Below are 24768 nucleotides of genomic sequence, written 5' to 3' on the forward strand. Positions count from 1 at the left end.
AGAATTTGAGAGCATCTTATAATTTACCAAGCCGCTGCTTCGGCCTTTAACAAACCAAAACCAGTAGTAATTTCATGTGTCCGCCTCTAACTACTGTAAAAGCGCAGACAATAAAAAACCCTGTAATGCTTGCCGCATTACAGGGTTTCTTTAGCGCTTAATTAAACGACTGGGATAGTTCCAAAACCTTCATCAAGCCCTTTGCCGAAAGGAAATGCTTTACGAGGTTCGTTGGTATTCAACAGGCCCGGCATTTGTGCCTGAATAACGGCTCGATGTTGTTCAATAACAATGTCCAATGCACGGCTAGGCACAAGTTCGATGTCATCAAACGTAATCACCTGGCCCGGCGCAACAGCACGTTTAAGGACGGAATGCTTCAGCAAGCCGATCGGTAGATGATCAGGGTTTTCCGCAATCTTGACGGCCTCACCGCGCACCTGGAAGCCACCAATACCACGTTCGATGATGTCACCTGCCTTCATCGGGTTCTTAACGACAGCAGCGACACTCAATGTGGGAGTCGTCGAGTTATTCAGCAGAACGCCACCACCCGCGACCACACGGCGAATCGTCTTGCCGACCTCCAACGAGCAGAGATGGTAAGGACGAACGAGCACATAGTAAGGACCAGCGCCCAACTTGAAGTATTCAATCGCAGGTGCCTGATCTTCATCATGGCGGCACACCACAAACACGCCGCCAGCCGGATAACCGCTCGGTACGACATAGTCGACGATAGGCTGACCTAGCTGCTCAGCCATCTGAGCCAGCACGTTGGCCGTCTCGTTCAGGTTGGTGGACTTGAGGCCTTCCAGTCCCTGACGCGTAATAGTAGCGCCAAAGCCGTTGCCTACGACTACCTGTTCAATCTGCACCTTGGTGCCATCGGTAAACGAGGTTGTCTGATCGATACTGATACCCTGCCGCTTGGCCCAGTACGCCATGTCTTCCGGCTTAGGATCCAGGTTCAGATAGCCTTTCATGTTGCCGTATACGAGAGGTTTGAAACCCATCTGTATGGCATCTTCATGCAAGGCAGCCAACGAACCCGGCTGATCTCCTTCAGCCTCTGTCAGGAAGCCTTTTCCGGCCAGATAGGAGCCTGTGGTGACCTGCAGTTCAGCATTGATGGTCACCACCTGCAAACCTGCCTGAAAGGCGCGCTCGATGACCTCTGTACCGTGGTAGACATCACCACTGCATTCAACGATAAGGTCGGAATTGTCCAACACCTCATCCAGCGAATTGGTCAGGCACTCAGGAAGTGGAAAATCCGAAATGGTGTTCAGGCTACGGCGAGTAAAGACCTTGGAAATAACCAGGTCTTTATAATGCTTTGCAATCAACCTTACAAAGCAGCGGGAAATCATGCCTGTTCCGACAACGCCGACACGTTTTACTTGGAGGTTGGACATACGAACGAATCCTTTCAGAAGTGGTAGGTATGCAGCGAACAGAAGAGAAAGCGCTGCATATGTCGTAACTAGGAGTTTGAATTAGTTGGCAGCAAGGCCTTGGCGATTGCCTACAGACATAACGCGTTCACAATCGTGCTGTAGGACACAAAGCTAGTTTAAAAAGTTCCTAGTTACTTGTTTTATTTCAAAAAATTACTGTCAAAAAGAAAGCGCCAATTTATCTAATGGAATTAATCCTTATAATTCCAGTGGATTAATTAATGCTCTAGATCAAACTACTGCCCGCACAAGCTCGCAAAGCACTTTAAATTAAGTCTAACGCGCTATAACCAGCCTAAATCAAATTCTTAATTTAAATAGCGAATAAATTTAAAATTGTGACGATTGCAAGACAGTGACCGATAAGGAATTCGCAGGTTAGCTGGTCCCTCAGCTAACCTGTCAGATTTAAGCTGTTTTTACAGCGGTCCAGTACGAGCGCTTGAATAGGTCACGCTCACCCAGAACGACCAGACAGACCAGCAGGCACAGCAGCAAGGCCACTATGTAGGCCACCAACTCTACAAACCCGTCAGGCTGAGGGCTTACATACAGCGTGGCAAACGTAACGGCCAGGGCAGCAGCCGTCCAGCGGGCAAGCACTGCAACGCTTAATCCCTTGGGTGATGCTTGATAAAGGAAATAGGCCATGCATAGTGCTTGCACGAAAAAGCCAATCGACAGTGAATACGCAAGGCCATTGGCACCGTAGATCTTGTACAACACAGCATCCAGCAGCACCGTCAGAGCGGAACTGACCAAGGTTATGATGAGGAATGCACGCCCCCTTTGCTGAGCCAGCAAGGCACGTCCCCAGATCAGAGCGAGTCCCATCCAAGGCAGGCCAATAGCGTAAGCCACCACCAGGGAAGCCGTAGCCTGTGTCTGGGCCGCGCCAAATGCACCGCGCTCAAGCAAGACCTTGACTACAGGCTCAGGGAAAGCGATCAGTACCACCGAGGCAGGCACCAGGAACAGCAACGTTGCCAGTGAAGCCTTGCGGGATACAGCATTGAAACGATCGTGCTCGGAATCTGCCCAGCTTTTCGCCATGTCTGGAAACATAACAGCCAAAACCGACAGCGCATAAAGTGTAAGCGGGATGGTAACGATGCGATAAGAGAACGACAGCATACTGATCGTCCCTTCAGCCAAGAAGGAAGCGAAGAAGCGCTCAGCTAGCATGCATCCTTGCTGTGCACCTGCGGCCACCAGCACGGGCGCAAACGTCAGCACAAATTCGAAGCCTCGACTTTCCAGCTTTCCTTTTACTGCTCGGCCAGTCAAATAACCAATTCGCTGATGCTGGATAAAAATCAGTATCACCTGCGGAATCAGCATGCCTGCAAACAGGTAGATTCCGCTGGGATAGAACGCATAAATGCCAATGATGGCACCTAGGTTCATCGATACCGTACGCGCCATCGGCAGGATGAAGATCCGGTCAAGACTCAGCAGTGCTCCCTGACAATACAGGATGGCCTGTACGAAAATCAGGAAGGCGCCTACGGAAAATACCAGCAGTCCCGCATTGACCTGATCAGCCGTCCAGCCAGGCGCCAGTGCCTTAAGTACCCAAGGGCTGCCCAGGGCTGCACACAGTGAAACCAGAAGACCAAACAGCATGACTCGCCAGTAGAGCCACCGACTGGACAGGATGAACTGATCCTCACTTTCTGATCGTATGCGTTGCAGGTATGGAATCATGGCATCGCGTAACGCGAGGCCGAAAAAATTCTCGAAGAACAGCGGCAGGATCATCGCAACGAAGATGAGATCCGTTTCCCAGCTAAGCCCGAACTCCTTGGCGATCAACAGATCACGCAGAAAGCCGAGAAGAAAACTCGCAACGGTGATGAGAAGGATAATTACGGTCTTCTTCATGTTTCTTTCCTAGAAAAATTACATCCATACCAAGCCCGATCGCTTGCAAGAAACACAAGGCATTTAGTCAAGACACAGCAGGCTTCGGACTCGATACCACAGCACGGGCTTACCGGCTCCCGTATAAGTCTCCCGGAGCAGATATCAAACGTCCGTGATTTTGCTGCTGCACTGACAACGTAATCCTAAAAATATTTCGTAACATTCCTAAAATTTAGGCTTTTCCTGCTCATACCTAGCTGGCGCACACAAAATCTGTGCGCCAGTCCCCAATTAACGAGCAGTCGTTGGCGATCACTCAGCCTTGCAGGCCCTCATAAGCCGCCAACCACTATAAAGAGCCAATCCCACCGCGCCAGCCAAAGCCGCTGTCTTGGCAGGCTGCTGGCTGGCCTGGGCATACAGACTGTGGCGAAACATGGGACCGGGATTACGTCCCCTTGTAGAGCCACTAGTGACAGGTTCGTACAACGCATCTGACGGGAAAGCATCGGCTGTTTTACTCTGCTGAGCTGCGAACAGCGTCTTTATAGCTATCCAGTCAAATAACCGTGGCGTCAGTTGAGCCGCCCGAGTTATGAGCTTGCTGTTCCCGATGTATACATCCCGCTTGGGCCGTTCAGCGGCGCGCAGGATTGCCCGGGCGACGGTTTCCGGGACATAGGTCGGGGCTGGCAAGTGAGGCGTATGGGCCAGGTAATTCTTGGCCCTGTCGTTAATGGGCGTGTTTGTTGAGGAGGGCCTGATCAAGGTCACGGCTACAGGCACATTGTCGTGGCGAAGTTCTATGCGCAAAGCATCCGTGAAGGCTTTGACGGCATGTTTGCTGGCGGTGTAGATACCTTGCAGGGGAGCAACGGCTTCCGATAAGGCACTCCCCAGATTGATCAGGGTTCCACCTTCCCGCTGCCTAAAGTGCTCGACAGCCACTAGTGATCCATTGACCACGCCCCAGAAGTTCGTTTCAAACACTTTTTTGAGGTCGGCCTCACTTACCTCCCACAGTCGTCCCCATACCAGCGTGCCTGCATTGTTGACCCAGGTATCAAACCCATCAAACCGCTCGACTGCTCTTTTTGCCACTTGCTCCAGATCCGCTCGATTGCCTACATCGGCTGCAACATGAATAGCCTGTGCGCCCCACTGCTGACTGAGCTCATGCTGAAGGGACTGCAGAGCAGCTTCATCACGTGAGACCAGTATCAGCTTCGCGCCCTTTTGAGCAGCCATTCGGGCAGTTGCCAGGCCAATACCGCTGGTGGCGCCGGTAATAACGATCGTTTGCTGATGTAACGGCTTGGGTACAGGCTTCATCAAAGGCTCCAATAGTCATCTATTCCTATCGGAGCCTTTCAAACCCTTCAGGATTCCTTCAACCGGATATATGGATGATCAGACGCGGCTATCTGAACGACACCTTGCCAGCAGGGATAGGACGTCCTGGTCAGAAACCGGACAAAAATCCTGATAGTAGGTCTCGATGTGCTTGACGACATCGGGCGTCGCCAAGCAGACCACGTCATCGGCCAGTGTTCTCAGCCCCTCGGCGACGCCTGCAGGCCCAACGGGGGCCGCCCATACCAGACGTGCAGGCGCAGCCTCGGCCAATGCGAACAGCGCAACCCTGGCAGTGCTACCCGTCGCCACGCCGTCATCCACCACAATGACTGTACGACCGGTAATCACAATTGGATCGGTATGGCCGCGGTACAGCCGCCTGCGCCGCTCGATACTGTCTATCTGTCGGTCCCGCTCCGCCTCGAACCATCCGGCTGGCGGGTTGAGATACTCCAACATTGCCTGGTTTGCTACCCACCGCCTTGCAGCCCCATCAGTAACAGCCCCCAACGCCATATCCTTGTTACCTGGCGCGCCGATCTTGCTCACCATCAGCACATCCAGAGGCGCCTCCAATTCTCTGGCGACCTGATACCCCACCGGGACACCTCCGCGAGGTACTGCCAGTATGATGGGGTTATGGTGGATATACGGACGCAGCCGCGCAGCCAGCACCTGCCCTGCCTGGCTGCGATTCTTGTAAAGTACTGCCGGGCTCCATGCTGGTTTCATTGCCTGCCCTATGCCGTTCGGTCAGCCACCGACTGGTTATTTACGGATCTCTACCTACCTATTTATAGACCCAAAACTGAAAAATGACTCACCGGTCATAAATAAAACTCAGTAAGTCATCCAGAGATTTAAAAGGCGATTATCAACGTCTCACACTCTGGTTTCTGTCACGTACCGGCACCTTTATGACGAAACAGCAGCTCTACCAGCACATTGTGAGTACATTGCAAAGTGACCTTCAGGCCGCCATAGCCGCCGCGCAAGCTGCACATGAAACGGCGACACATGAAGAGAACGTAGCGGAAAACAAATACGACACTCGCGGACTCGAAGCGGCATATCTAGCGGCTGGCTATTCAAAGCGCATACAAGAGATTCAGCAGTCCTTGCAGGCTTACCGTAATCTCGTCATACGTACCCACGAGGCGGAACATGGTGTTCAGCTGTCTTCCCTGGTCGTTGTCTGCGATACCGTAGGCAAGCAACAAACCTTTTTCCTAGGCCCGGCAGGAGCGGGTCTTAAAATCAGGACAGATACCGGAGACATCATGGTGATCACACCCAATGCACCGCTCGGGCGGGCGCTACTGGGAAAAACCGAAGGGGAAGAGATCAGTCTTTCAATCGGCAGCACAAAGCAAATATTTGAAGTTGTATCGGTCGAATAAACAGGCCTTTCCGGGTTTTTCTTTGCTCAGGTGCTGGTCAAAGCCAGTCTGGAAAGATATACTGTATATATAAACAGTAATGACGAAGGCGATGAGGTGATGAATGGCCGTCGAAGTCTTGTACCGCAGCAGCCGAGATCCGGAGCGCTTATTCATGGATAAAGCTGAAGCTGATCGCTATGACAAAATGCTGGAGCTTGCTGAGTCTCTGGCAGAAGTATTACAGAAAGCCGTACCCGATTTGACTGACAAACAGGCAGAAGATGTCGGTATCTACATGGCTCGTCATCGCGATCTATTCGCCAAGGCGTTCAAGAGTCAGCCCGATGTGCTAGCCGAGCTGAACGGAAAAGAATCTACCTGATTACAATGTTGCCGAGGCTGCCTTTTCCTGATCTCGCCAGAGCAGGAAAACACGCAGATCAAACTCGATCTGGTGATAACCCGGCAACATATGCTCGCATAACTGATAAAAGGCCCTGTTGTGCTCGTGCTCCTTCAGATGCGCAAGCTCATGGACCACAATCATTTTCAGAAACTCGGGCGCTGCCTCTTTGAACAAAGAGGCAATCCTTATTTCCTTTTTCGCTTTGAGCTTGCCGCCATGTACGCGTGAAATGGCCGTATGTAACCCTAGCGCTTTCTGCATCACATCAAGCTTTGCATCGTAAAGCACCTTGTCTATACCAGGCGCATTCTTGAGGTGCGTCTGCTTGATCTCCAGGGCGTAGGTATAAAGTGCCTTGTCGCTTTGTATGGGGTGAGACCCAGGATAGCGACTGGACAGGTATGTCTGTAGGCGGCCTTGTTCACAGAGCAGACGAACCTGCTCCTGCAGTGAAGCCGGGTAGCCTTGCAGGTATTTAAGAGAAGCCATGATTGGTCGTGTCACTCGCTACCGTGGCGGGACCACTGACGCCTGAATAGTGAACCAGCCCACTATTGTAAAACACAGTCGACCTCCGCTCCTAAAAATGCGAGTCAGGCACAGCAAAGTGCCATCGAAACCGTGTAAAAGCGTGGGCAATCCTGTGGTTTATATCTGGCTGTTTCGCTGCAAATGCCGTGACGCTTGTCGTCTCTTGCATTCCGCGATCAGCATCGACCATACCTTCAGCGTTGCAATGGAATGCATATGTCTCATACCGACTTGGCTATAAGCGGAGAAGAGCTGACCCCGCGTGCTCCAAAGGATTTGGCTGCTGATCTCCTGCAGCAGATCGGCCTGGACGTTCAACCCGCTGAACCCGCCTCTTCTTCCCCTGCGGAAGCAACACACGCATCGAGTTCTGCCTCGCCTGCATTATCCGAGGTGCTACCGCGCTCACCCTTCAGCCTTTTGCACATGCTTCACCTCGTACTGGTTGTGACTGGGTGTGCAGCGATCGTGCTCTTCTACGTGGCGGTGGTCACCGTTATTGCCGCTCTCCTGTTCATAGCACTGCCTGCACTCGATGTACAAAGCCTGACCTCAATTGAATTACCTGAATGGGGGCCTCTCGCAGTAAAGTCTTTCCTGGCCTGCCTGGGCGGATTCATCCTGTTCTTTACCGCAAAGCCTGTATTCACGGCTCGTCGTCGCGAGAAGCCAGCCGTCATTCTCGCACCAGGGCAGGAGCCAGCACTCTGGGAATTCGTGGTTCCTTTGTGCACAGCCATGCAAGTGCGTACCCCTACAGAAATTCACCTGAGCAATGAAGTGGATGCCAAGGTCCACCTAGCTTCCGGCTGGAAAGGTCTGGTTAAAGGCGATGCCACCTTGACGCTGGGGCTACCGTTAGCGGCAGGCTTTTCCAGGCAACAGCTTGCCGGCGTCCTGGCGCATGAGTTTGGCCACTGCGCCCGGCGCTTCAATATGCGGTGCTACTACTTTATCAATTTCTGCAATGCCTGGCTGGACCAGCGGGCCCACTTCAAGGACGCACTGGGTGAGCGCCTCAAGCACCTTAGCGAAGCTGAGACCTCGCGAGTGACCAACCTGGGTATTCTGGTCGCTCGCATCGGCATGCGTCTGCCACGCCAGCTTCTGCACTATTGCTTTTTGCTTAGTTACCGCCTCTCCAAGCCTGCCTGTAAACGGTTGGAGTTAGAGGCAGACCGTTATGCGGCACAGATTGCAGGCAGCGATACGTTTCGCGCCGCCACCCTGCATCATCATGCGTTGCGCTGGGCATTCAGGCAGGCAGATCGCCAGAACGTGAGTACCTGGAGCGAAGGCGCGCTGCTGGCAGACATGCCACAGGCTGCTGCCCTGGGCGCCACCCGACTCGATATCGAGACGCAACGCCGCCTGGAGGCCAAGCTGCGCGACAGGCAACGCTATTGGCGTGTTCATCCTGCCGATGTCGAACGTATCGAGGCAGCAGAAGCCTTGGGTAGCACAGCGCTGATAACAGATGCGTCTCCTGCTACCGGGCTATTCGAATACTTCTCTCAGTACTGCCGACAAGTCACGACTGCGTACTATCAAAAACTTGGACTCGATGTGAGCCTGACTCAGTTTCGTGAAGCCAACGCGGCTACCTTCGATATGGACCAGAACAACGAAACTGCCTTTCTAAACAGGTGGACACTGGGTCAATGGGCTGACCTGCCCTGGCTTCCTCTGCATGCGCCTGCTGGTAAAGAAAAGGCCACCATGGACTGGGCAGCCGTCATCTCGGTCTTGAAAAACCGCACAGAGGAAACAGGCCTCAACTGGCAGCATGCACAGAAAGAAGTGCAGCGGCGCTTTACGTTGGCTTATTGTGATGAGCTGAACGCTCATCAGGTCACAAACCATATCCATGGCGTAAACACGTTTGATCCAGAGCGCTATCTGAACGAGTACAGGAATATCGATACCTGGCAAAGCCCGGCTCGTACCGTCATGAGTGACGTGGCAGCGCTGCTCCGCCAGCGTATCGACCTGTCGCTCAAAAGCTATCATCCGGGGCATGCACAAGCCCGCGACCTGGCCCAGTTGCTGTTTTCCCTCACCGAGCTCTATCCCGATTATGAGCGACTGCGCGAGTCGCAGTTATTGGTCAAGGAATACAACAGTCTTCATCGTCTACAAGGCAGCATGCAGACCCACCAGCTTAGCCATTATGCGCTTCTGGACTTCCGGACCCGGACACAACGCCTGGTAAAACAAGCCGAAGCCATCAAGCAATGTATCTTGCCCGGCGGGAGTATTGGCGGTTACCTCAAGCAGCAACATCCCTACCTTGAAGCCGAAGCAGGTCCCTTCCTCGATTTCTACCAGAAAAGTGATGCCTTGCTTGAAGCGTTTACCTATTGCTATCGATACACCTTCAACCTGCTTGCCAAGTGGTGTCTTGAGGCTGAGGCCGCCAAGGGACTCTAAATTGCATCCAATAAAAAGCCCGCATCGAGGCGGGCTTTTTATTAAAGTGTGATCAGTTGACCTTGGGGTCCAACTCACCCTTTGCATAACGCTCGAACATTCTGTCCAGCGAGATCGGCTTGATCTTGGAGGCTTGGCCTGCAGTACCGAACGCTTCGTAGCGAGCGATACAAACATCACGCATAGCCGATACCGTCTTGGCCAGATATTTACGCGGATCGAACTCGCTGCGATTCTTCGCCATGAATTCGCGAATCGCACCGGTAGAGGCCAGACGCAGGTCGGTATCGATATTCACCTTACGAACACCGTACTTAATGCCCTCAACGATCTCTTCGACCGGTACACCATAGGTTTCCTTGATGTCACCGCCATACTCGTTGATGATGGCCAGCCACTCCTGAGGGACGGAGCTGGAGCCGTGCATGACCAGATGAGTATCTGGAATGCGTGCATGGATCTCCTTGATACGCTGGATGGAGAGCGTATCCCCAGTTGGCGGCTTGGTGAACTTGTACGCACCGTGGCTGGTTCCGATGGCAATTGCCAGGGCATCAACCTTGGTAGCCTGCACGAACTGGGCAGCCTCTTCCGGATCAGTCAGAAGCTGGCTGTGGTCCAGTGTACCTTCAGCGCCTACACCGTCTTCCTCACCTGCCATGCCGGTTTCCAGGGAGCCCAGGCAGCCCAGCTCACCTTCTACCGAAACACCACAGGCGTGGGCAAAGGCAACGGTCTGCTGAGTAACGCGCACGTTGTATTCGTAGTCAGAAGGTGTCTTGCCGTCTTCTCTTAGAGAGCCGTCCATCATGACCGAGCTGAAACCCAGCTGAATGGAGCGCTGGCAAACGTCCGGGCTGGTGCCGTGGTCCTGGTGCATGACCACGGGAATGTGTGGAAACTCTTCAACGGCAGCCAGAATCAGGTGACGCAGAAATGGCGCACCTGCGTACTTACGAGCACCTGCAGAAGCCTGCACAATGACCGGAGAATCGGTCTTGTCGGCTGCTTCCATGATGGCCCGCATCTGCTCGAGGTTGTTAACGTTGAAAGCTGGTACGCCGTAGCCAAACTCGGCTGCGTGGTCCAGCAGCTGACGCATGCTGATGAGTGCCATGGTGATCCTATCTCCCGGTATGGACCTATTATGTTTTCAGCCTGCACCACTGGCAGACTGTTTTTCAAGCAAGAGCAGCGCACTGCTCTTGCTGTATCGTTTAACTCGTCAATTTCGAGTGATCACTCGGTCCGCAGACTACGTCCCGCTTAACGGCAACCATCCGCACTTGTTGTCTGATCGGATGCACCGGTTGTCGTGGCTACCCGCTCATCGTTCTGGCCGGTGGGTGTTGCAACGGAGACCGGTGGCGGCGAGAAAGCACGACAGGCCTTGTCGGATGTTGCGCCGGCACAGCCAGCCAGCATGAGGCAACTAAGTACAGAAAAAGCAGCGAGACGTATCATGGCGGTTATCCTTTAGCGCGTTGTTCCAGGACTTCGACCGCCGGAAGAACCTTTCCTTCCACGAACTCAAGGAATGCACCACCGCCAGTGGAGATATAGGAGATCTTTTCGACTATACCGTACTTGTCGATAGCCGCCAGGGTATCGCCACCGCCAGCAATCGAAAATGCCTCGCTGTCAGCAATGGCTTGAGCCAGTACTTTGGTGCCATTACCGAACTGATCGAACTCAAAAACGCCGACCGGGCCATTCCACAGAATAGTCTTGGCCGATGTGAGCAGCTGGGCAAATTGCTTGGCCGTTTCTGGGCCGATGTCCAGAATCATGTCGTCATCCGCAACATCGCTGATGGATTTAACCGTTGCTTCGGCAGACTCGGCAAATTCCTTGGCGACAACCACGTCGACCGGCAGAGGCACGCTGACCTTGGCAGCAATGGCCTTGGCCGTATCGACCAGCTCGGCTTCGTACAGAGATTTGCCTACCTTGTGACCAGCAGCAGCCAGGAAGGTATTGGCAATACCGCCGCCTACAATCAACTGATCGCAAACACTGGACAAGGAATTCAAAACGTCCAGCTTGGTAGAGACTTTAGAGCCCGCCACGATGGCAGCCATTGGACGCGCGGGCGCCTTGAGGGCTTTGCCCAGCGCATCCAGTTCGGCGGCCAGCAGCGGACCGGCTGCGGCCACTTTCGCAAACTTGGCAACACCGTGGGTAGAGCCCTCAGCACGGTGAGCGGTACCAAAGGCATCCATGACGAACACATCGCATAGCGCGGCATACTGCTGAGCCAGCTCATCAGCGTTCTTTTTCTCGCCCTTGTTGAAGCGCACATTTTCCAGCAGAACGATATTACCCGGCTGTACATCAACACCGCCCAGGTAATCCGTCACCAGCGGAACCTCACGATTCAAAGCCTTGGACAGGTACTCCGCCACAGGCTTCAGGCTGTTCTCGGCGCTCGCCTCACCTTCGGTCGGTCGCCCCAGGTGCGAGCAGACAATAACAGCAGCGCCCTTCTCCAATGCCAGCTTCAGCGTCGGAAGCGCGGCGACCAGACGAGCATCGCTCTTGATCTGTCCATCCTTTACCGGAACGTTCAGGTCCTCGCGAATCAGGACACGTTTACCGTTCAGATCGAGGTCGCTCATTTTCAACACGGACATGTATGCAATCCCTTCGTTGTGCTTGTTCAGATCGGCTTGGCGACGCGCAAGAAATGACTTGCCACGTCGATCATGCGGTTGGCAAAGCCCCATTCATTGTCGAACCAGGCCAGCAGATTGACGAGCCTTGGCCCCGATACACGGGTTTGACTGCCATCAACGATGGCGGAATGGGGATCATGATTGAAGTCGCAGGACGCGTGCGGCAACTCGGTGTAGTTCACCAGATGCTGCAAAGGGCCACCCATCGCAGCCTCGCGGAGCAGACCATTAACTTCCGAGACAGTGGTATCACGCGAAACATGACAAGTGATATCCAGCGCCGACACATTTACGGTCGGTACACGAATGGCCTTGGCCTGAACGCGCCCCGCCAGCTCCGGCAACAGGCGCTCGATTCCACGATCCAGCCCTGTAGAGACCGGAATGATCGATTGAAAGGCCGAGCGGGTACGGCGCAGATCATCGGCGTGATAGGCGTCGATCACGGGTTGGTCATTCATGGCTGAATGAATCGTGGTTATCGAGACGTATTCAAGACCCACGACTTCGTTCAAAAGTTTCAACAGCGGCACGCTGCAATTGGTGGTACAGGAGGCATTCGAGACAAGCCTCTCAGTACCGCGCAAGCTGCCCTGATTGACGCCATACACAATGGTGGCGTCTACGTCGCTTTCGCTGGCCATCGGCTGGGAAAACAAGACGCGGGGCGCACCGGCTGCAAGAAAACGCTCACCGTCTGCACGGGTGCTGAAGGCGCCAGAACATTCGAGAACCAGATCGACGCCCAGACGCCTCCAGTCAATGTCGTCAGGATTGGCGCAGCGCTGCACATGCATGCTGCAGCCATTGATGCGCAAGCGATCCCCTTCTATGGCAACTTCGCCGGGGAAGCGTCCGTGAGTCGAGTCGAAGCGTGTCAGGTACTCCAGACTTGGCAGGTCAGCCAAGTCATTCAACGCCACGAGTTCGAAATCAACCGAGGCGCTGCGCTCATGTAGCGCACGGACCAGGCACCGACCGACACGGCCGTAGCCATTGAGCGCAACACGATAAAGAGAATCAGCCATGAAAGTGGGTTTCGGTGTCCGGAATTGAATAAGCAATGGCTAGTGATGTTACAAGTGTAGCCTGAGCAATGACACACTACACAAGCCCTAAGTGTAGGCTTTCAGACAATCTAGGCGAGCGAATCCAGAAAAGATTAGCGTAGCCCGAAGCGAGTTTGCTGAAGATGCCGCTTCATTTGCAAAATAAAACACGCTTTTTCGTAGTCGATAGACGGATTGGCTACAAAATACTGGAACACCACGGTGTCGTTGATTCTAAAACACACTCTGAGATCATGAGTATGTCAAAAGAATCTTTCTCAACGCTCTTAATGAGTAATTGGGGCTGGTATTACAAAAATAACGGTGTTTATCTGGTAAACAGCAAATAATAAAAAACGCCACGGTTCTCACCGTGGCGTTTTCATTACCTCACTGGAGGATCAGTCCTCAAGCAGCTCGTTTGCAACTGCCAGCACGTTATCCAGCGTGAAGCCGAAATGCTCCATCAGTGCCGGCGCCGGAGCCGACTCACCATACGTTGTCATGCCGATCACACGACCATCCAGGCCAACGTACTTGTACCAGTAGTCCGCAATACCCGCTTCAATGGCAATACGGGCACCAACCTCAACCGGCAATACCGATTGACGATACTCGGCGCTCTGACGCTCGAATGCGCTGGTGCAAGGCATGGATACCACGCGGACCTTGCGCCCTTCCGCGGTGAGCTTGTCGTACGCTTGAACAGCCAGCGACACTTCCGAGCCGGTAGCGATAAAGATCAGCTCTGGCTCACCTTCACAGCTCTTCAGCACGTAGCCACCGTGGGCAATGGCCGCTTCGGTTTCATTGTCACGCAGGTGATGAGGCAGATTCTGTCGAGAGAAGATCAGCGCTGACGGGCCATCCTTACGCTCCAGGGCCGTCTTCCAGGATACCGCAGCCTCGACCGCATCGGCAGGACGCCAAGTGTCCAGGTTGGGCGTATAACGCAGAGATGCAATCTGCTCGACCGGCTGGTGCGTCGGGCCATCCTCGCCCAGACCGATGGAGTCATGGGTGAAGACATAGATGATGCGCTGCTTCATCAGTGCCGACATACGCACGGCATTACGAGCGTATTCCATGAACATCAGGAAGGTGCCGCCGTAAGGAATCAGGCCACCATGCAAGGCCACACCGTTCATGATGGCGCTCATGCCGAACTCGCGTACGCCGTAATACATGTAGTTGCCGGAGGCGTCTTCCTCGACAACCGGCTTGCAGCCCTTCCACATCGTCAGGTTGGAGCCGGCCAGGTCGGCCGAGCCGCCCAACAATTCAGGCAGTAGCGGGCCAAAGAAGTGCAGGCAGTTCTGGCTGGCTTTGCGGCTGGCGATGGTTTCGCCCTTGGCAGCCACCTCACGGATGAACGCCGACGCCTTTTCATCAAAGTCAGCTGGCAGCTCACCGGCCATACGGCGGGTAAACTCGGCGGCCAGTTCAGGATAAGCCTCAGCGTAAGCGTTGAATCGTTTGTTCCACTCGCTTTCCGCTTTAGAGCCTGCGTCCTTGGCGTCCCATTCGGCGTAGATATCCTGCGGGATTTCGAAGGCAGCGTGTTTCCAGCCCAGCGCTTCACGGGTGGCCGCTACTTCGGCGTCACCCAAGGCTGCGCCATGGGATTCTTCCTTGCCCTGCTTGTTGGGCGAACCAAAACCAATGATGGTCTTGCAGCAGATCAGGGTCGGCTGGTCGCTTTTGCGAGCCGTCTCCAGTGCCGTCTTGATTTCTTCCGGGTCGTGACCGTCGACGTTACGGATCACTTGCCAGCCATAGGCTTCGAAGCGCTTGGGCGTATCGTCGGTAAACCAGCCGTGGACTTCGCCATCAATGGATATGCCGTTGTCATCATAGAAGGCGATCAGCTTGGACAGGCGCAGCGTGCCAGCCAGTGAACAGACTTCGTGAGAAATGCCTTCCATCATGCAGCCATCACCCATGAAAACATAGGTGTAATGATCAACGATGTTATGGCCTTCGCGGTTGAACTGCGCCGCCATAACCTTTTCAGCCAAGGCGAAACCCACAGCGTTGGCGATGCCCTGCCCCAGCGGGCCGGTCGTGGTCTCGACACCGGCGGTATAGCCATACTCGGGATGGCCTGGCGTGCGGCTGTGAAGCTGACGGAAATTTTTCAGATCGTCGATGGAGAGGTCGTAACCGGTCAGGTGCAGCAGGGAATAGATCAGCATGGAGCCGTGACCATTGGACAGCACGAAGCGGTCGCGGTCGGCCCACTTTGGGTTCACCGGGTTGTGCTTGAGGTAATCGCGCCAGAGCACTTCGGCAATATCGGCCATCCCCATAGGGGCGCCGGGGTGGCCGCTGTTGGCTTTTTGTACGGCATCCATGCTGAGCGCGCGGATGGCGTTGGCACGGTCACGACGACTGGGCATCGCTGATCTCCTGAAAGGGGGTCAAACGTTTAAAGGAAGTTTTATTGTGCCTAGCCGGGCACGCAGGAGCAATCCGAACGGTCATATCCAGCTTGGCTTCAGCCACGTTAATGGTTCGTCATGGCCTCGATTGCGTGATGGCCTCCGCCACCAGCTCCAGAAACCAGCGCAATGCAACAGAGGTGTCACTGCGCTCATGCCAGTGCAGCGTGACCTTAAAACTAGGCACGTCGAAAGGCAGGTTACATATGCGCAACGGGTGCTCTGCTGCAAACAACGTGGCGATCTGTGAGGGAAGGATGACGAGCAGGTCCGTTTGAGGAATGATTTTTGGAAGTACGGAAAAATGAGGAATGCGCAATGCAATACGCCGCGAGATACCCAATCTCTCTATTACATCCTCTGCCATCCCATGACCAGAGGCTCGAGTTACCAGCACATGACTTTCTCTCTGGAATTGCTCAAGAGTCAATTCGCGCTTTATCCGTGAGTGTTTACGACTGAGCAAACAGACATAACGCTCATCGATCAGAGCCTGCCGAACGATACCTGTACTCGAGAGAGGCCGGCTGCAAATGGCTGCATCAACCTTGCCTATGCTCAACCACTCATTTACCTGATCAATTTCCAAGGGCACGACTTCAAGCTCCGCCTGAGGTGCCAGCCTGTTGAGTCGATGCAGGATCAAAGGCAGCAAGGCCATTTCACCCAAATCTGATAACGCGATACGGAAACACCGCGCCGTCTTATGCGGATCGAACTCTCGAATCCCTTCAACCGTTCCCTCGATACGACTCAAGGCGTCTTTGAACGTGGCATAAAGCGTTCGGGCGACAGAGGTTGGCTGCATCCCATCACGGTTACGAACAAATAACGGATCGTCAAACAATTCCCGCAGCCGCGCAAGGGCATAACTGACAGAGGGCTGTGTTACGAACAGCCGCTCAGCAGCGACCGTTACACTGCCGGAATCGTAAAGCGTCACAAACGTCCTGATCAGATTAAGATCAATCTGGCCCATATCTTTATAAACCAGCTTTATTTTTAGAAGAAAAACTATCGATTTGATCAATTTACTGTGAAGCGACAGAGTGCCAGCGACAAGAACACTTATAACAGGCTCGCTGATGAAAACCGTTCACTCCGCTTCATACGATATTTTGCGCCGCTATGGCTTGACTACCATTTTTGGCAATCCCGGCTCCAATGAACTGCCTTTTCTCAAAGATTTTCCCAAAGACTTTCGCTACATCCTGGGATTACATGAGGGAGCGGTAGTTGGTATGGCGGATGGCTTTGCACTAGCCAGCGGTAAGCCAGCGTTCGTCAACTTGCATGCTGCTGCCGGTACCGGCAATGGCATGGGTGCTCTCACCAACGCCTGGTATTCGCATAGTCCGCTTGTCTTAACGGCAGGACAGCAGGTTCGCTCGATGATTGGTGTTGAAGCAATGCTCGCCAATGTTGATGCGCCTCAGCTACCCAAGCCCTTGGTAAAGTGGAGCTATGAGCCAGCAACGGCTGAAGATGTACCTCGTGCGCTGAGTCAGGCCATTCATACCGCCAGCTTGCCGCCCAGAGCGCCGGTATATCTGTCTATTCCTTACGATGACTGGGCGAAAGAAGCGCCACCAGGTGTAGAACATTTGACTGCACGGGAGGTTGCCCACGCAGGTCTCCCCTCTTCTGCTCAATTGCGTGAGCTGATCGAACGCCTTTGCGCTGCGCGTAATCCCGTATTGGTACTGGGCCCTGATGTAGACGGTTATCAGGCCAATGAATCTGCCGTTGCCCTCGCTGAAAAGCTACGCATGACGACTTGGATAGCGCCCTCTGCATCGCGCTGTCCTTTTCCAACACGTCACCCTTGCTTTCGAGGCGTATTGCCTGCAGCCATTGCCGAGATCAGTCGATTGCTGGCTACACATGATCTGATCTTGGTCGTTGGTGCCCCCGTGTTTCGCTATCATCAGTATGCACCGGGCGATTACCTTCCTGCCGGCACGCAGCTTTTTCATATCACCTGCGATCCACAAGAAGCCGCCCGTGCGCCCATGGGAAATGCACTGGTCGGGGACATTGCCCTAACCCTGAAGGCTTTGACCGATGAGGTTGCCCCGAGCAGTCGCCCAATGCCCGAGCCACTGCAGCATCCGGAGCACTATACGGATGAGCCTCACCTGCTCCGCCCGGAAACCGTTTTCGATGTGATCAACGAGTGCGCGCCGAAAGACGCCATTTACGTGAAAGAGTCCACTTCCACGGTATCTGCCTTCTGGCAGCGCATCGAGATGAAACAGCCTGGAAGCTACTTTTTCCCCGCAGCCGGAGGGTTGGGTTTTGGCTTACCGGCAGCAGTGGGCGTTCAATTGGCGCAACCACAGCGCAGGGTTATTGGAATCATAGGTGACGGCTCAGCCAATTACGGAATTACCGCGCTGTGGACGGCGGCCCAGTATCGCATCCCTGTCATTTTCATCATTCTCAAGAACGGCACCTATGGAGCGCTTCGCTGGTTTGCCGGCGTGCTTAAGGTTGACGATGCTCCCGGCCTGGATGTGCCCGGCCTTGATTTCTGTGCCATTGCTCAGGGCTATGGTGTGAAAGCCATACATACCGACAACCGAGAGACCTTCCGGCGCGCATTAACGGAAGCACTGGCTGGCAACGAACCTGTACTGATCGAGGTACCTACCGTGACTATCGAGCCGTAACCGCGGGTATAGCTATCCGATCGGACACCTATACCCCTGCGCTGCGACACCCACAACAAAAACAAAAGAGGTGGATATGCAACAGACATCAGTTGCCGAAGTCATTGGCAAAGCACGCTTGAACCGCACACACTTTACGATTTTGTGCTGGGGCTGTTTCATCATGTTGTTTGATGGCTATGACATGGTGATTTATGGATCGGTAGTCCCGCGATTGATGCAGGAGTGGTCCTTAACGCCTGTACAAGCCGGTACGCTGGGCAGCTGTGCCCTGTTCGGCATGATGTTTGGTGGAATGCTGCTTGCCCCACTGGCCGATAGGCTGGGTCGGCGAAAGCTGATCATCTCCTGCACATTATTGGCCAGTGCTGCGGCCTTCATGACAGGCCATGCCACGACACCGTGGATGCTAGGCACCTGCCGTTTTGTCACTGGGCTTGCCTTGGGCGCGCTAGTACCTAGCTCGATCAACCTGATCAGTGAGTTTGCGCCTGCCTCACGGCGCAGTACGGCTGTTACCGTCATGTCAAGCTTTTATTCCGTGGGCGCAGTACTGTCAGCCTTGATTGCTATCGTCCTTATTCCCCGCTGGGGCTGGCAATCGGTGTTTTACGTGGCGGTCCTTCCTGTTCTGGCCATTCCATTGATGCTGCGTTATCTGCCGGAGTCCGTAGCGTTCCTGGCGCTTAAAAATCGTCGTGATGAACTGGACGGGCTACTGCGAAAACTCGATCCAACTTACCAGCCCGGGATGCCACTGAATCTGAATACTCCAACCGCAGCCCAGCAGCGTGCTCGGTTACCGCAATTATTCGAGGGGCGTCAGGCGCTATGCACGCTGCTGTTATGGGTAGGCTTCGCAATGTGCATGCTGATGAGCTATGGACTTAATACTTGGCTGCCCAAGCTGATGGTGGCTGCAGGGTACCCGCTGGGGTCAAGCCTATCTTTTCTGGTAACCCTGAATATAGGGGCCACGCTTGGTGCACTATTTGGCGGCTGGCTGGCCGACCGTTGGGGTGCACGTGGCACACTCTGCCTATTTTTTGCCCTGGCTGCGGTCTCTTTGGCTTTACTTGGTTTGAAACCCGGCCCCATCTTACTCAACGCGCTTCTTCTTGTTGCAGGCGCAACCACTATTGGTGGTCTAGCGGTCATTCACGCCTTCGCTGCTTTACTGTACCCCACCCATATTCGCTCGACGGGCGTCGGCTGGGCGGCGGGAGTTGGTCGTCTGGGAGCCATTGCCGGCCCGCTGTTAGGGGGCAGCCTGTTCGCCTTGAACCTACCATTCCAGCAGAATTTTCTGGCATTTGCATTGCCAGGACTAATAGGGGCTATAGCTATTGGCTGCATTCACGGTCAGTCCCACAACCCTTACTCTGCAAACAAGCAGGCTCGCCCTACCGTAAAAAAACTCGTTTGAACGAAAGGAAACCGGAATGACCGATTCTACACCGAATGCCTTTACCGACTTTCACCTGCAGCCCCTTGGTGGGCAATGGCGCAAGGGTCGCGCAGACAAAACGCTAATGGTCAGTGATCCGTTCAACGGCGAAACTCTAGTCAACATTCCCCAGGCGAACCGGGATGATCTTGACGAGGCCTATCAAAAAGCAGCACAGGCACAACAGGAATGGGCCGCCCAAGGACCTTCTGTACGCGCAGCCGTTCTGCTCAAGGTGGTCGAGATTTTCGATCGCCGCCGCGAAGAGATTATCGACTGGATCATTCGGGAATCCGGCAGCACTCGCTTGAAGGCTCAGATTGAGTGGAGCTCAGCACGCAGTATTACCCTGGAAGCGGCTTCATTCCCCAAACGTGTACACGGACGTATCGTCGAGTCTGACGTGCCAGGCAAGGAAAGCCGCGTTTATCGCTCGCCTATTGGCGTCATCGGTGTGATAAGCCCATGGAATTTTCCGCTCCATCTGACTCAACGCAGCCTGGCACCTGCATTGGCGCTAGGCAATGCCGTGGTGATCAAACCGGCCAGCGATACGCCGATCTGCGGAGGCCTGTTGCTGGCTCGTATTTTCGAGGAAGCCGGCCTTCCCTCTGGTGTCCTCAGTGTTGTTGTAGGGGCGGGTAGTGAGATTGGTGACGCTTTTGTTGAACATCCGATTCCAGGGCTCATCACCTTTACAGGCTCCACACCCGTTGGCCAGAACATTGCGCGTCTAGCGGGAGGAGGCAAGTATCTCAAACATGTTGCCTTAGAACTGGGCGGGAACAGCCCCTTCGTCGTTATGGCAGACGCAGACCTGAATCAGGCCGTTAATGCAGCAGTCATGGGTAAATTTTTACATCAAGGTCAGATCTGCATGGCGGTCAACCGCATTATCGTTGAGGAAGATGTCTATGATGACTTTGCTGCACGTTTTGTAGAGCGCGTCAGACAACTCAAGGTAGGCGACCCTTCGCGTGCAGAAACGGTCATTGGTCCGATTATCAACAAGCGCCAGTTGGAAGGGCTTCAACAGAAAGTCGAACAGGCCCGCCAGGAAGGTGCCAAAGTGCTGCTTGAGGGCCATGTCGATGGACAGCTCTTGTCACCTTATGTGTTTGGCGAAGTGACACGCGACATGGATATTGCACGCAACGAAATTTTCGGCCCGCTCGTTGGACTTCTACGTGCCCGAGACGAAGCCCATGCCCTTGAGTTGGCAAACGACAGCGAATTCGGCCTTTCCAGCGCCGTCTTCAGCGGCAATACAGATCGAGCTGTACGGTTTGCCAGGCAAATCAAGGCTGGCATGACGCATGTAAATGATATCTCCGTCAGTGATGAGACCAATGCGCCCTTTGGAGGTGAAAAGAACTCCGGGATTGGTCGGTTCAATGGCGATTGGGCGATTGACGAATTCACGACTGACCACTGGATCACCATCCAGCACGCCCCGCGTCACTATCCCTTCTGATCAGTAGGCCGGTCATGCCACCATGACCGGCCTCTTTCAATATCAAAACTTTTTGATGCTTCTCTTGCAGCTGGTCTCGGCGGCCACTAGACTGCGCACCCATGAACCATTTGCGCGTGCCTACATTTCGCCATGATGACTGCGACGAACTGGCCGCGCTGTGCAAGGCGGGCGGTGATCCGCTGCGCCTGAATGTGTTACGTGCCTTGGCAAACGATTCGTTTGGTGTACTGGAGCTGGCTCATATCTTCGATACTGGGCAATCCGGAATGAGCCATCATCTGAAGGTACTGTCACAGGCGCGACTGGTGGCAACACGCCGGGAAGGCAACGCGATCTTTTACCGTCGCGCCCTGCCCCGGCTGGACACCCTGGGTGGCGCGCTGCACGCAGCGCTGCTGGCAGAGGTGGACGGGTTGCAGTTGCCAGCTGAAGCGCAGGCACGTATTGAGGCTGTACATGCTCAGCGGGCCGAGGCCAGCCGGGATTTTTTCGCCAGGATGGCAGACAAGTTTCAGGCGCAGCAGGATTTGATTGCCGGATTGCCTCAGTATCAGGAGAGCCTTCTGGCCCTGATGGACACGATGGCGTTTTCGCCAGAGGCAACAGCGATCGAGATCGGGCCTGGAGATGGAGGGTTTCTGCCCGAACTGGCAAGACGCTTCACGTCGATCACGGCGATTGATAACAGCCCAGCCATGCTGGAGCTGGCGTGTCAGCGATGTGAGCGCGAGCAATTGAACAATGTATCACTGGTATTGGCCGATGCCTTGGACAATGCCTTGCTGAGCGCCGATTGCGTGGTCTTGAACATGGTGCTGCATCATTTTGCGGCACCCGCTGAAGCCATGAAATATCTGGCGGACTGGGTCCGTCCCGGTGGCAGTTTATTGATTACAGAGTTGTGCAGCCACGACCAGAGTTGGGCCCGGACGGCCTGCGGCGATCTCTGGCTCGGGTTCGATCAGGAGGAATTGGCCCGTTGGGCCGTTGCCGCAGGGCTTGTGCCAGGCGAAAGCCTCTATATAGGTTTACGCAATGGCTTCCAGATCCAGATCAGGCATTTCGCCCGTCCTGGTTCGTAGACGATGCATAGGGTGGGCAGCTTGTCTGTCCAATCCGCAAGAGTGACTGTTTTAGACATGGCCTTCGGGCCGCCTCACCCACCGGTATATAGGAACCGTTAGATGAGCGAATACTCCCTGTTTACCTCCGAGTCCGTGTCTGAAGGACATCCGGATAAAATCGCCGACCAGATCTCCGATGCGGTGCTCGACGCCATCATCGCAGAAGACAAACACGCCCGTGTAGCCTGCGAAACACTGGTCAAGACCGGTGTAGCCATCGTTGCCGGTGAAGTGACCACCTCCGCCTGGGTAGACCTTGAGCAGCTGGTTCGCGATGTCATCGTCGATATCGGTTACAACAGCTCCGACGTCGGTTTTGATGGCGCTACCTGCGGTATTGTCAACATTATCGGCAAGCAGTCCGTGGACATCGCCCAAGGCGTTGACCGCAGCAAGCCGGAAGACCAGGGTGCAGGTGATCAGGGCCTGATGTTCGGTTATGCCTGTAACGAAACCGACGTGCTGATGCCTGCTCCGATCCGCTTCTCCCACGCACTGGTCGAGCGCCAGGCCGAAGCTCGCAAGTCAGGCCTGCTACCTTGGCTGCGTCCGGATGCCAAGTCCCAGGTGACCTGCCGTTACGATGGCAACAAGGTTGTAGGTATCGACGCAATCGTCCTGTCTACCCAGCACAACCCCGAGGTCAAGCACACAGACCTGCAGGAAGCTGTGATGGAGCTGATCATCAAGCACGTCATACCGGCTGAACTGCTGCACAAGGACACCAAGTTCCACATCAACCCGACTGGCCAGTTCATCATTGGCGGCCCAGTGGGTGACTGTGGCCTGACCGGCCGCAAGATCATCGTGGACACCTACGGCGGCATGGCCCGTCATGGCGGCGGCGCGTTCTCCGGCAAGGACCCGTCCAAGGTTGACCGTTCCGCAGCATACGCGGGTCGTTATGTTGCCAAGAACATCGTGGCCGCCGGCCTGGCTGACCGCTGCGAGATTCAGGTGTCCTACGCCATTGGCGTGGCTCAACCGACGTCCATCTCGATCAACACCTTTGGCACTGGCAAGGTGAGCGACGAGAAGATCATTCAGCTGGTTCGCGAGCATTTCGACCTGCGTCCCTACGCAATCACCAAAATGCTTGATCTGCTGCACCCGATGTATCGTGCTACAGCGGCTTACGGCCACTTCGGCCGTACTCCCTATGAGATGACTGTGGGTGAAGATACGTTCACTGCATTCACCTGGGAGAAGACAGACAAGGCTGAAGCGCTGCGCGCGGCGGCTGGCCTGTAAGGCTACAACCGACAAGAGAAACCCCGCCTGGTGTGGGGTTTCTCTTGTGCCTATTCGAGGCCGGACATCATCTGGATTGCACGGCGTAGATCATCGTTCGTACAGTCAGAACAGGCACCTTTGGGCGGCATGGCGTTTACACCTTTGATGGCGTTGCGCAGCAGGCCATCCATTCCCCCTTTCTGGCTCGCCAGAACCTCCCAGCTGGCTTTGTCACCTATTTTGGGCGCTCCCAGGAGCCCACTGGCGTGGCAACTTCTGCAACTGCGGTCGATGACCTGAGCGGGATCTTTTCCGGCAGGCTTTTGCTCATGGCTTCCCTTACCGGACTCTGCAAGGCAGTCCTGTCCTTGAATACAAACCTTGCCCATCGGCGCCAGCCGCTTCTCCAGGGCGTCTCTGTCTACCTGTTCGGCCTGTGCAGAGAACGTCCAGATCAACAGCATAAAGGCATATACCAGGATGTCTCGGGCGTTCATACCAGGTTTTTTAAGCACTGCTAGAAGTTGGCCGGAGTCGTGGCGCTGATCAAACGCGCCGGCTCATCAAATGGATTACGGAAGCGATGCGGGCGGCTGCTTTCAAAATAATAACTATCGCCTGATTCAAGCAGGTAGGTTTCTCCACCAACCGTAAGCTCCAGACGGCCTTCGATCAGCAGTCCTGCTTCCTCCCCCTCATGAGCCAGCATATCCATGCCAGTGTCGGAGCCTGGCGGGTAGGTCTCGTCGAGAAAGGCAATGGCGCGGCTGGGATGTGCCTTACCGATCAACCGCATACTGACGGTATTGGCGCCACTGGAAATGTCGATCAGCTCGCTGGCCTTGTATACCACTTGAGTAGCGGACTCGTCCGCCAGATCCATGGAAAAGAACTCCACCAGGGACATGGGAATGCCGCTCAGGACTTTTTTCAACGAGCTGATGGAAGGACTGACACTGTTCTTCTCGATCATCGAGATGGTGCTGTTCGTCACACCGGCCCGCTTGGCGAGTTCGCGTTGTGAGAGACCTTTGAGTTTGCGAATGGTTTGTAGACGAGCACCGACGTCCAAGGGGGGTGTCCTCCTTCTCATGACAGACAGGCAGAGGTGAACGGCAGGCGCCGCAGAGCGCCGGGCGCGCCGTATCATGGCAACAGCGTTCAGTATTTACAACAGAACGATGGAAAATCCTGCGCAACCCGACGAGCGCGGTGGTTT

At 54.7% G+C, this 24768-nt stretch carries 21 protein-coding genes; 8 read left to right on the forward strand and 13 right to left on the reverse strand.

The features are described 5' to 3' along the window. Positions 1-161 precede the first annotated feature (161 nt). The 4 genes from AC4LF3_RS18510 to AC4LF3_RS18525 form a co-directional block, all read right to left on the reverse strand. Complete coding sequence (locus AC4LF3_RS18510) at positions 162-1373, reverse strand: NAD(P)-dependent oxidoreductase (RefSeq protein ID WP_230382176.1); 1212 nt, start codon at positions 1371-1373, stop codon at positions 162-164. 495 nt (positions 1374-1868) lie between these two features. Then, complete coding sequence (locus AC4LF3_RS18515; protein ID WP_019367325.1) at positions 1869-3344, reverse strand: lipid II flippase MurJ; 1476 nt, start codon at positions 3342-3344, stop codon at positions 1869-1871. Positions 3345-3638: 294 nt separating this feature from the next. Beyond that, positions 3639-4658, reverse strand: coding sequence for an SDR family oxidoreductase (locus tag AC4LF3_RS18520; RefSeq protein ID WP_491836138.1), 1020 nt, complete (start codon positions 4656-4658; stop codon positions 3639-3641). A gap of 78 nt (positions 4659-4736) precedes the next feature. Then, a complete protein-coding gene (locus AC4LF3_RS18525) occupies positions 4737-5414 on the reverse strand; it encodes a phosphoribosyltransferase (protein ID WP_404627850.1) in 678 nt (225 codons plus the stop codon). A gap of 185 nt (positions 5415-5599) precedes the next feature. On the opposite strand from AC4LF3_RS18525, the gene AC4LF3_RS18530 reads away from it, so the two are divergent. After that, positions 5600-6082, forward strand: coding sequence for a GreA/GreB family elongation factor (locus AC4LF3_RS18530; RefSeq protein ID WP_219651698.1), 483 nt, complete (start codon positions 5600-5602; stop codon positions 6080-6082). Positions 6083-6185: 103 nt separating this feature from the next. Then, entirely contained in the window at positions 6186-6446 is a 261-nt protein-coding gene (locus tag AC4LF3_RS18535) for a YebG family protein (RefSeq protein WP_491836139.1), read from the forward strand. Here AC4LF3_RS18535 and AC4LF3_RS18540 read toward each other — a convergent pair whose 3' ends face one another. Next, complete coding sequence (locus tag AC4LF3_RS18540; RefSeq protein WP_491836140.1) at positions 6447-6959, reverse strand: YgjP-like metallopeptidase domain-containing protein; 513 nt, start codon at positions 6957-6959, stop codon at positions 6447-6449. 258 nt (positions 6960-7217) lie between these two features. Between AC4LF3_RS18540 and AC4LF3_RS18545 the strand changes: the two genes are divergently transcribed. Next, on the forward strand, positions 7218-9431 hold the full coding sequence (locus tag AC4LF3_RS18545; protein ID WP_491836141.1) for a M48 family metallopeptidase: 2214 nt from the start codon (positions 7218-7220) through the stop codon (positions 9429-9431). A 52-nt stretch (positions 9432-9483) separates the two neighbouring features. Here AC4LF3_RS18545 and fba read toward each other — a convergent pair whose 3' ends face one another. The 6 genes from fba to AC4LF3_RS18575 all read right to left on the reverse strand — a co-directional run bounded on the left by fba (position 9484) and on the right by AC4LF3_RS18575 (position 16575). Further along, positions 9484-10548: a class II fructose-bisphosphate aldolase gene (gene fba, locus AC4LF3_RS18550; protein WP_010796099.1), complete on the reverse strand. Its 1065-nt coding sequence runs from the start codon at positions 10546-10548 to the stop codon at positions 9484-9486. Between the two features lie 149 nt (positions 10549-10697). Further along, positions 10698-10895, reverse strand: coding sequence for a hypothetical protein (locus tag AC4LF3_RS18555; RefSeq protein ID WP_010796100.1), 198 nt, complete (start codon positions 10893-10895; stop codon positions 10698-10700). A 5-nt stretch (positions 10896-10900) separates the two neighbouring features. Next, a complete protein-coding gene (locus tag AC4LF3_RS18560; protein WP_434154176.1) occupies positions 10901-12064 on the reverse strand; it encodes a phosphoglycerate kinase in 1164 nt (387 codons plus the stop codon). 26 nt (positions 12065-12090) lie between these two features. Then, positions 12091-13134, reverse strand: a complete 1044-nt coding sequence (gene epd, locus AC4LF3_RS18565; RefSeq protein WP_122041391.1) for an erythrose-4-phosphate dehydrogenase — start codon at positions 13132-13134, stop codon at positions 12091-12093. A 422-nt stretch (positions 13135-13556) separates the two neighbouring features. After that, entirely contained in the window at positions 13557-15554 is a 1998-nt protein-coding gene (gene tkt / locus AC4LF3_RS18570; RefSeq protein WP_074827097.1) for a transketolase, read from the reverse strand. Positions 15555-15672: 118 nt separating this feature from the next. Beyond that, a complete protein-coding gene (locus AC4LF3_RS18575; protein ID WP_010796104.1) occupies positions 15673-16575 on the reverse strand; it encodes a LysR family transcriptional regulator in 903 nt (300 codons plus the stop codon). A gap of 106 nt (positions 16576-16681) precedes the next feature. On the opposite strand from AC4LF3_RS18575, the gene mdlC reads away from it, so the two are divergent. The 5 genes from mdlC to metK all read left to right on the forward strand — a co-directional run bounded on the left by mdlC (position 16682) and on the right by metK (position 23567). Continuing rightward, positions 16682-18268 carry a benzoylformate decarboxylase gene (gene mdlC, locus AC4LF3_RS18580; RefSeq protein ID WP_491836142.1) on the forward strand — a complete coding sequence of 529 codons (1587 nt, stop codon included), beginning with the start codon at positions 16682-16684 and terminating at the stop codon, positions 18266-18268. A gap of 76 nt (positions 18269-18344) precedes the next feature. Next, positions 18345-19694: an MFS transporter gene (locus AC4LF3_RS18585; RefSeq protein WP_491836143.1), complete on the forward strand. Its 1350-nt coding sequence runs from the start codon at positions 18345-18347 to the stop codon at positions 19692-19694. Between the two features lie 16 nt (positions 19695-19710). After that, positions 19711-21189 carry an aldehyde dehydrogenase family protein gene (locus tag AC4LF3_RS18590; protein WP_491836144.1) on the forward strand — a complete coding sequence of 493 codons (1479 nt, stop codon included), beginning with the start codon at positions 19711-19713 and terminating at the stop codon, positions 21187-21189. Positions 21190-21290: 101 nt separating this feature from the next. Beyond that, positions 21291-22274, forward strand: a complete 984-nt coding sequence (locus AC4LF3_RS18595; RefSeq protein WP_491836145.1) for an ArsR/SmtB family transcription factor — start codon at positions 21291-21293, stop codon at positions 22272-22274. Between the two features lie 102 nt (positions 22275-22376). Then, positions 22377-23567 (forward strand): methionine adenosyltransferase, encoded by a 1191-nt coding sequence (gene metK / locus AC4LF3_RS18600; RefSeq protein WP_010796109.1) that lies wholly within the window; start codon positions 22377-22379, stop codon positions 23565-23567. A gap of 50 nt (positions 23568-23617) precedes the next feature. Here metK and AC4LF3_RS18605 read toward each other — a convergent pair whose 3' ends face one another. Beyond that, complete coding sequence (locus AC4LF3_RS18605; RefSeq protein WP_491836146.1) at positions 23618-24046, reverse strand: c-type cytochrome; 429 nt, start codon at positions 24044-24046, stop codon at positions 23618-23620. A gap of 20 nt (positions 24047-24066) precedes the next feature. After that, entirely contained in the window at positions 24067-24621 is a 555-nt protein-coding gene (locus tag AC4LF3_RS18610) for a cupin domain-containing protein (RefSeq protein ID WP_010796111.1), read from the reverse strand. Positions 24622-24768 lie beyond the last annotated feature (147 nt).

This window comes from Pseudomonas sp. C2.3V (genome assembly GCF_058536325.1).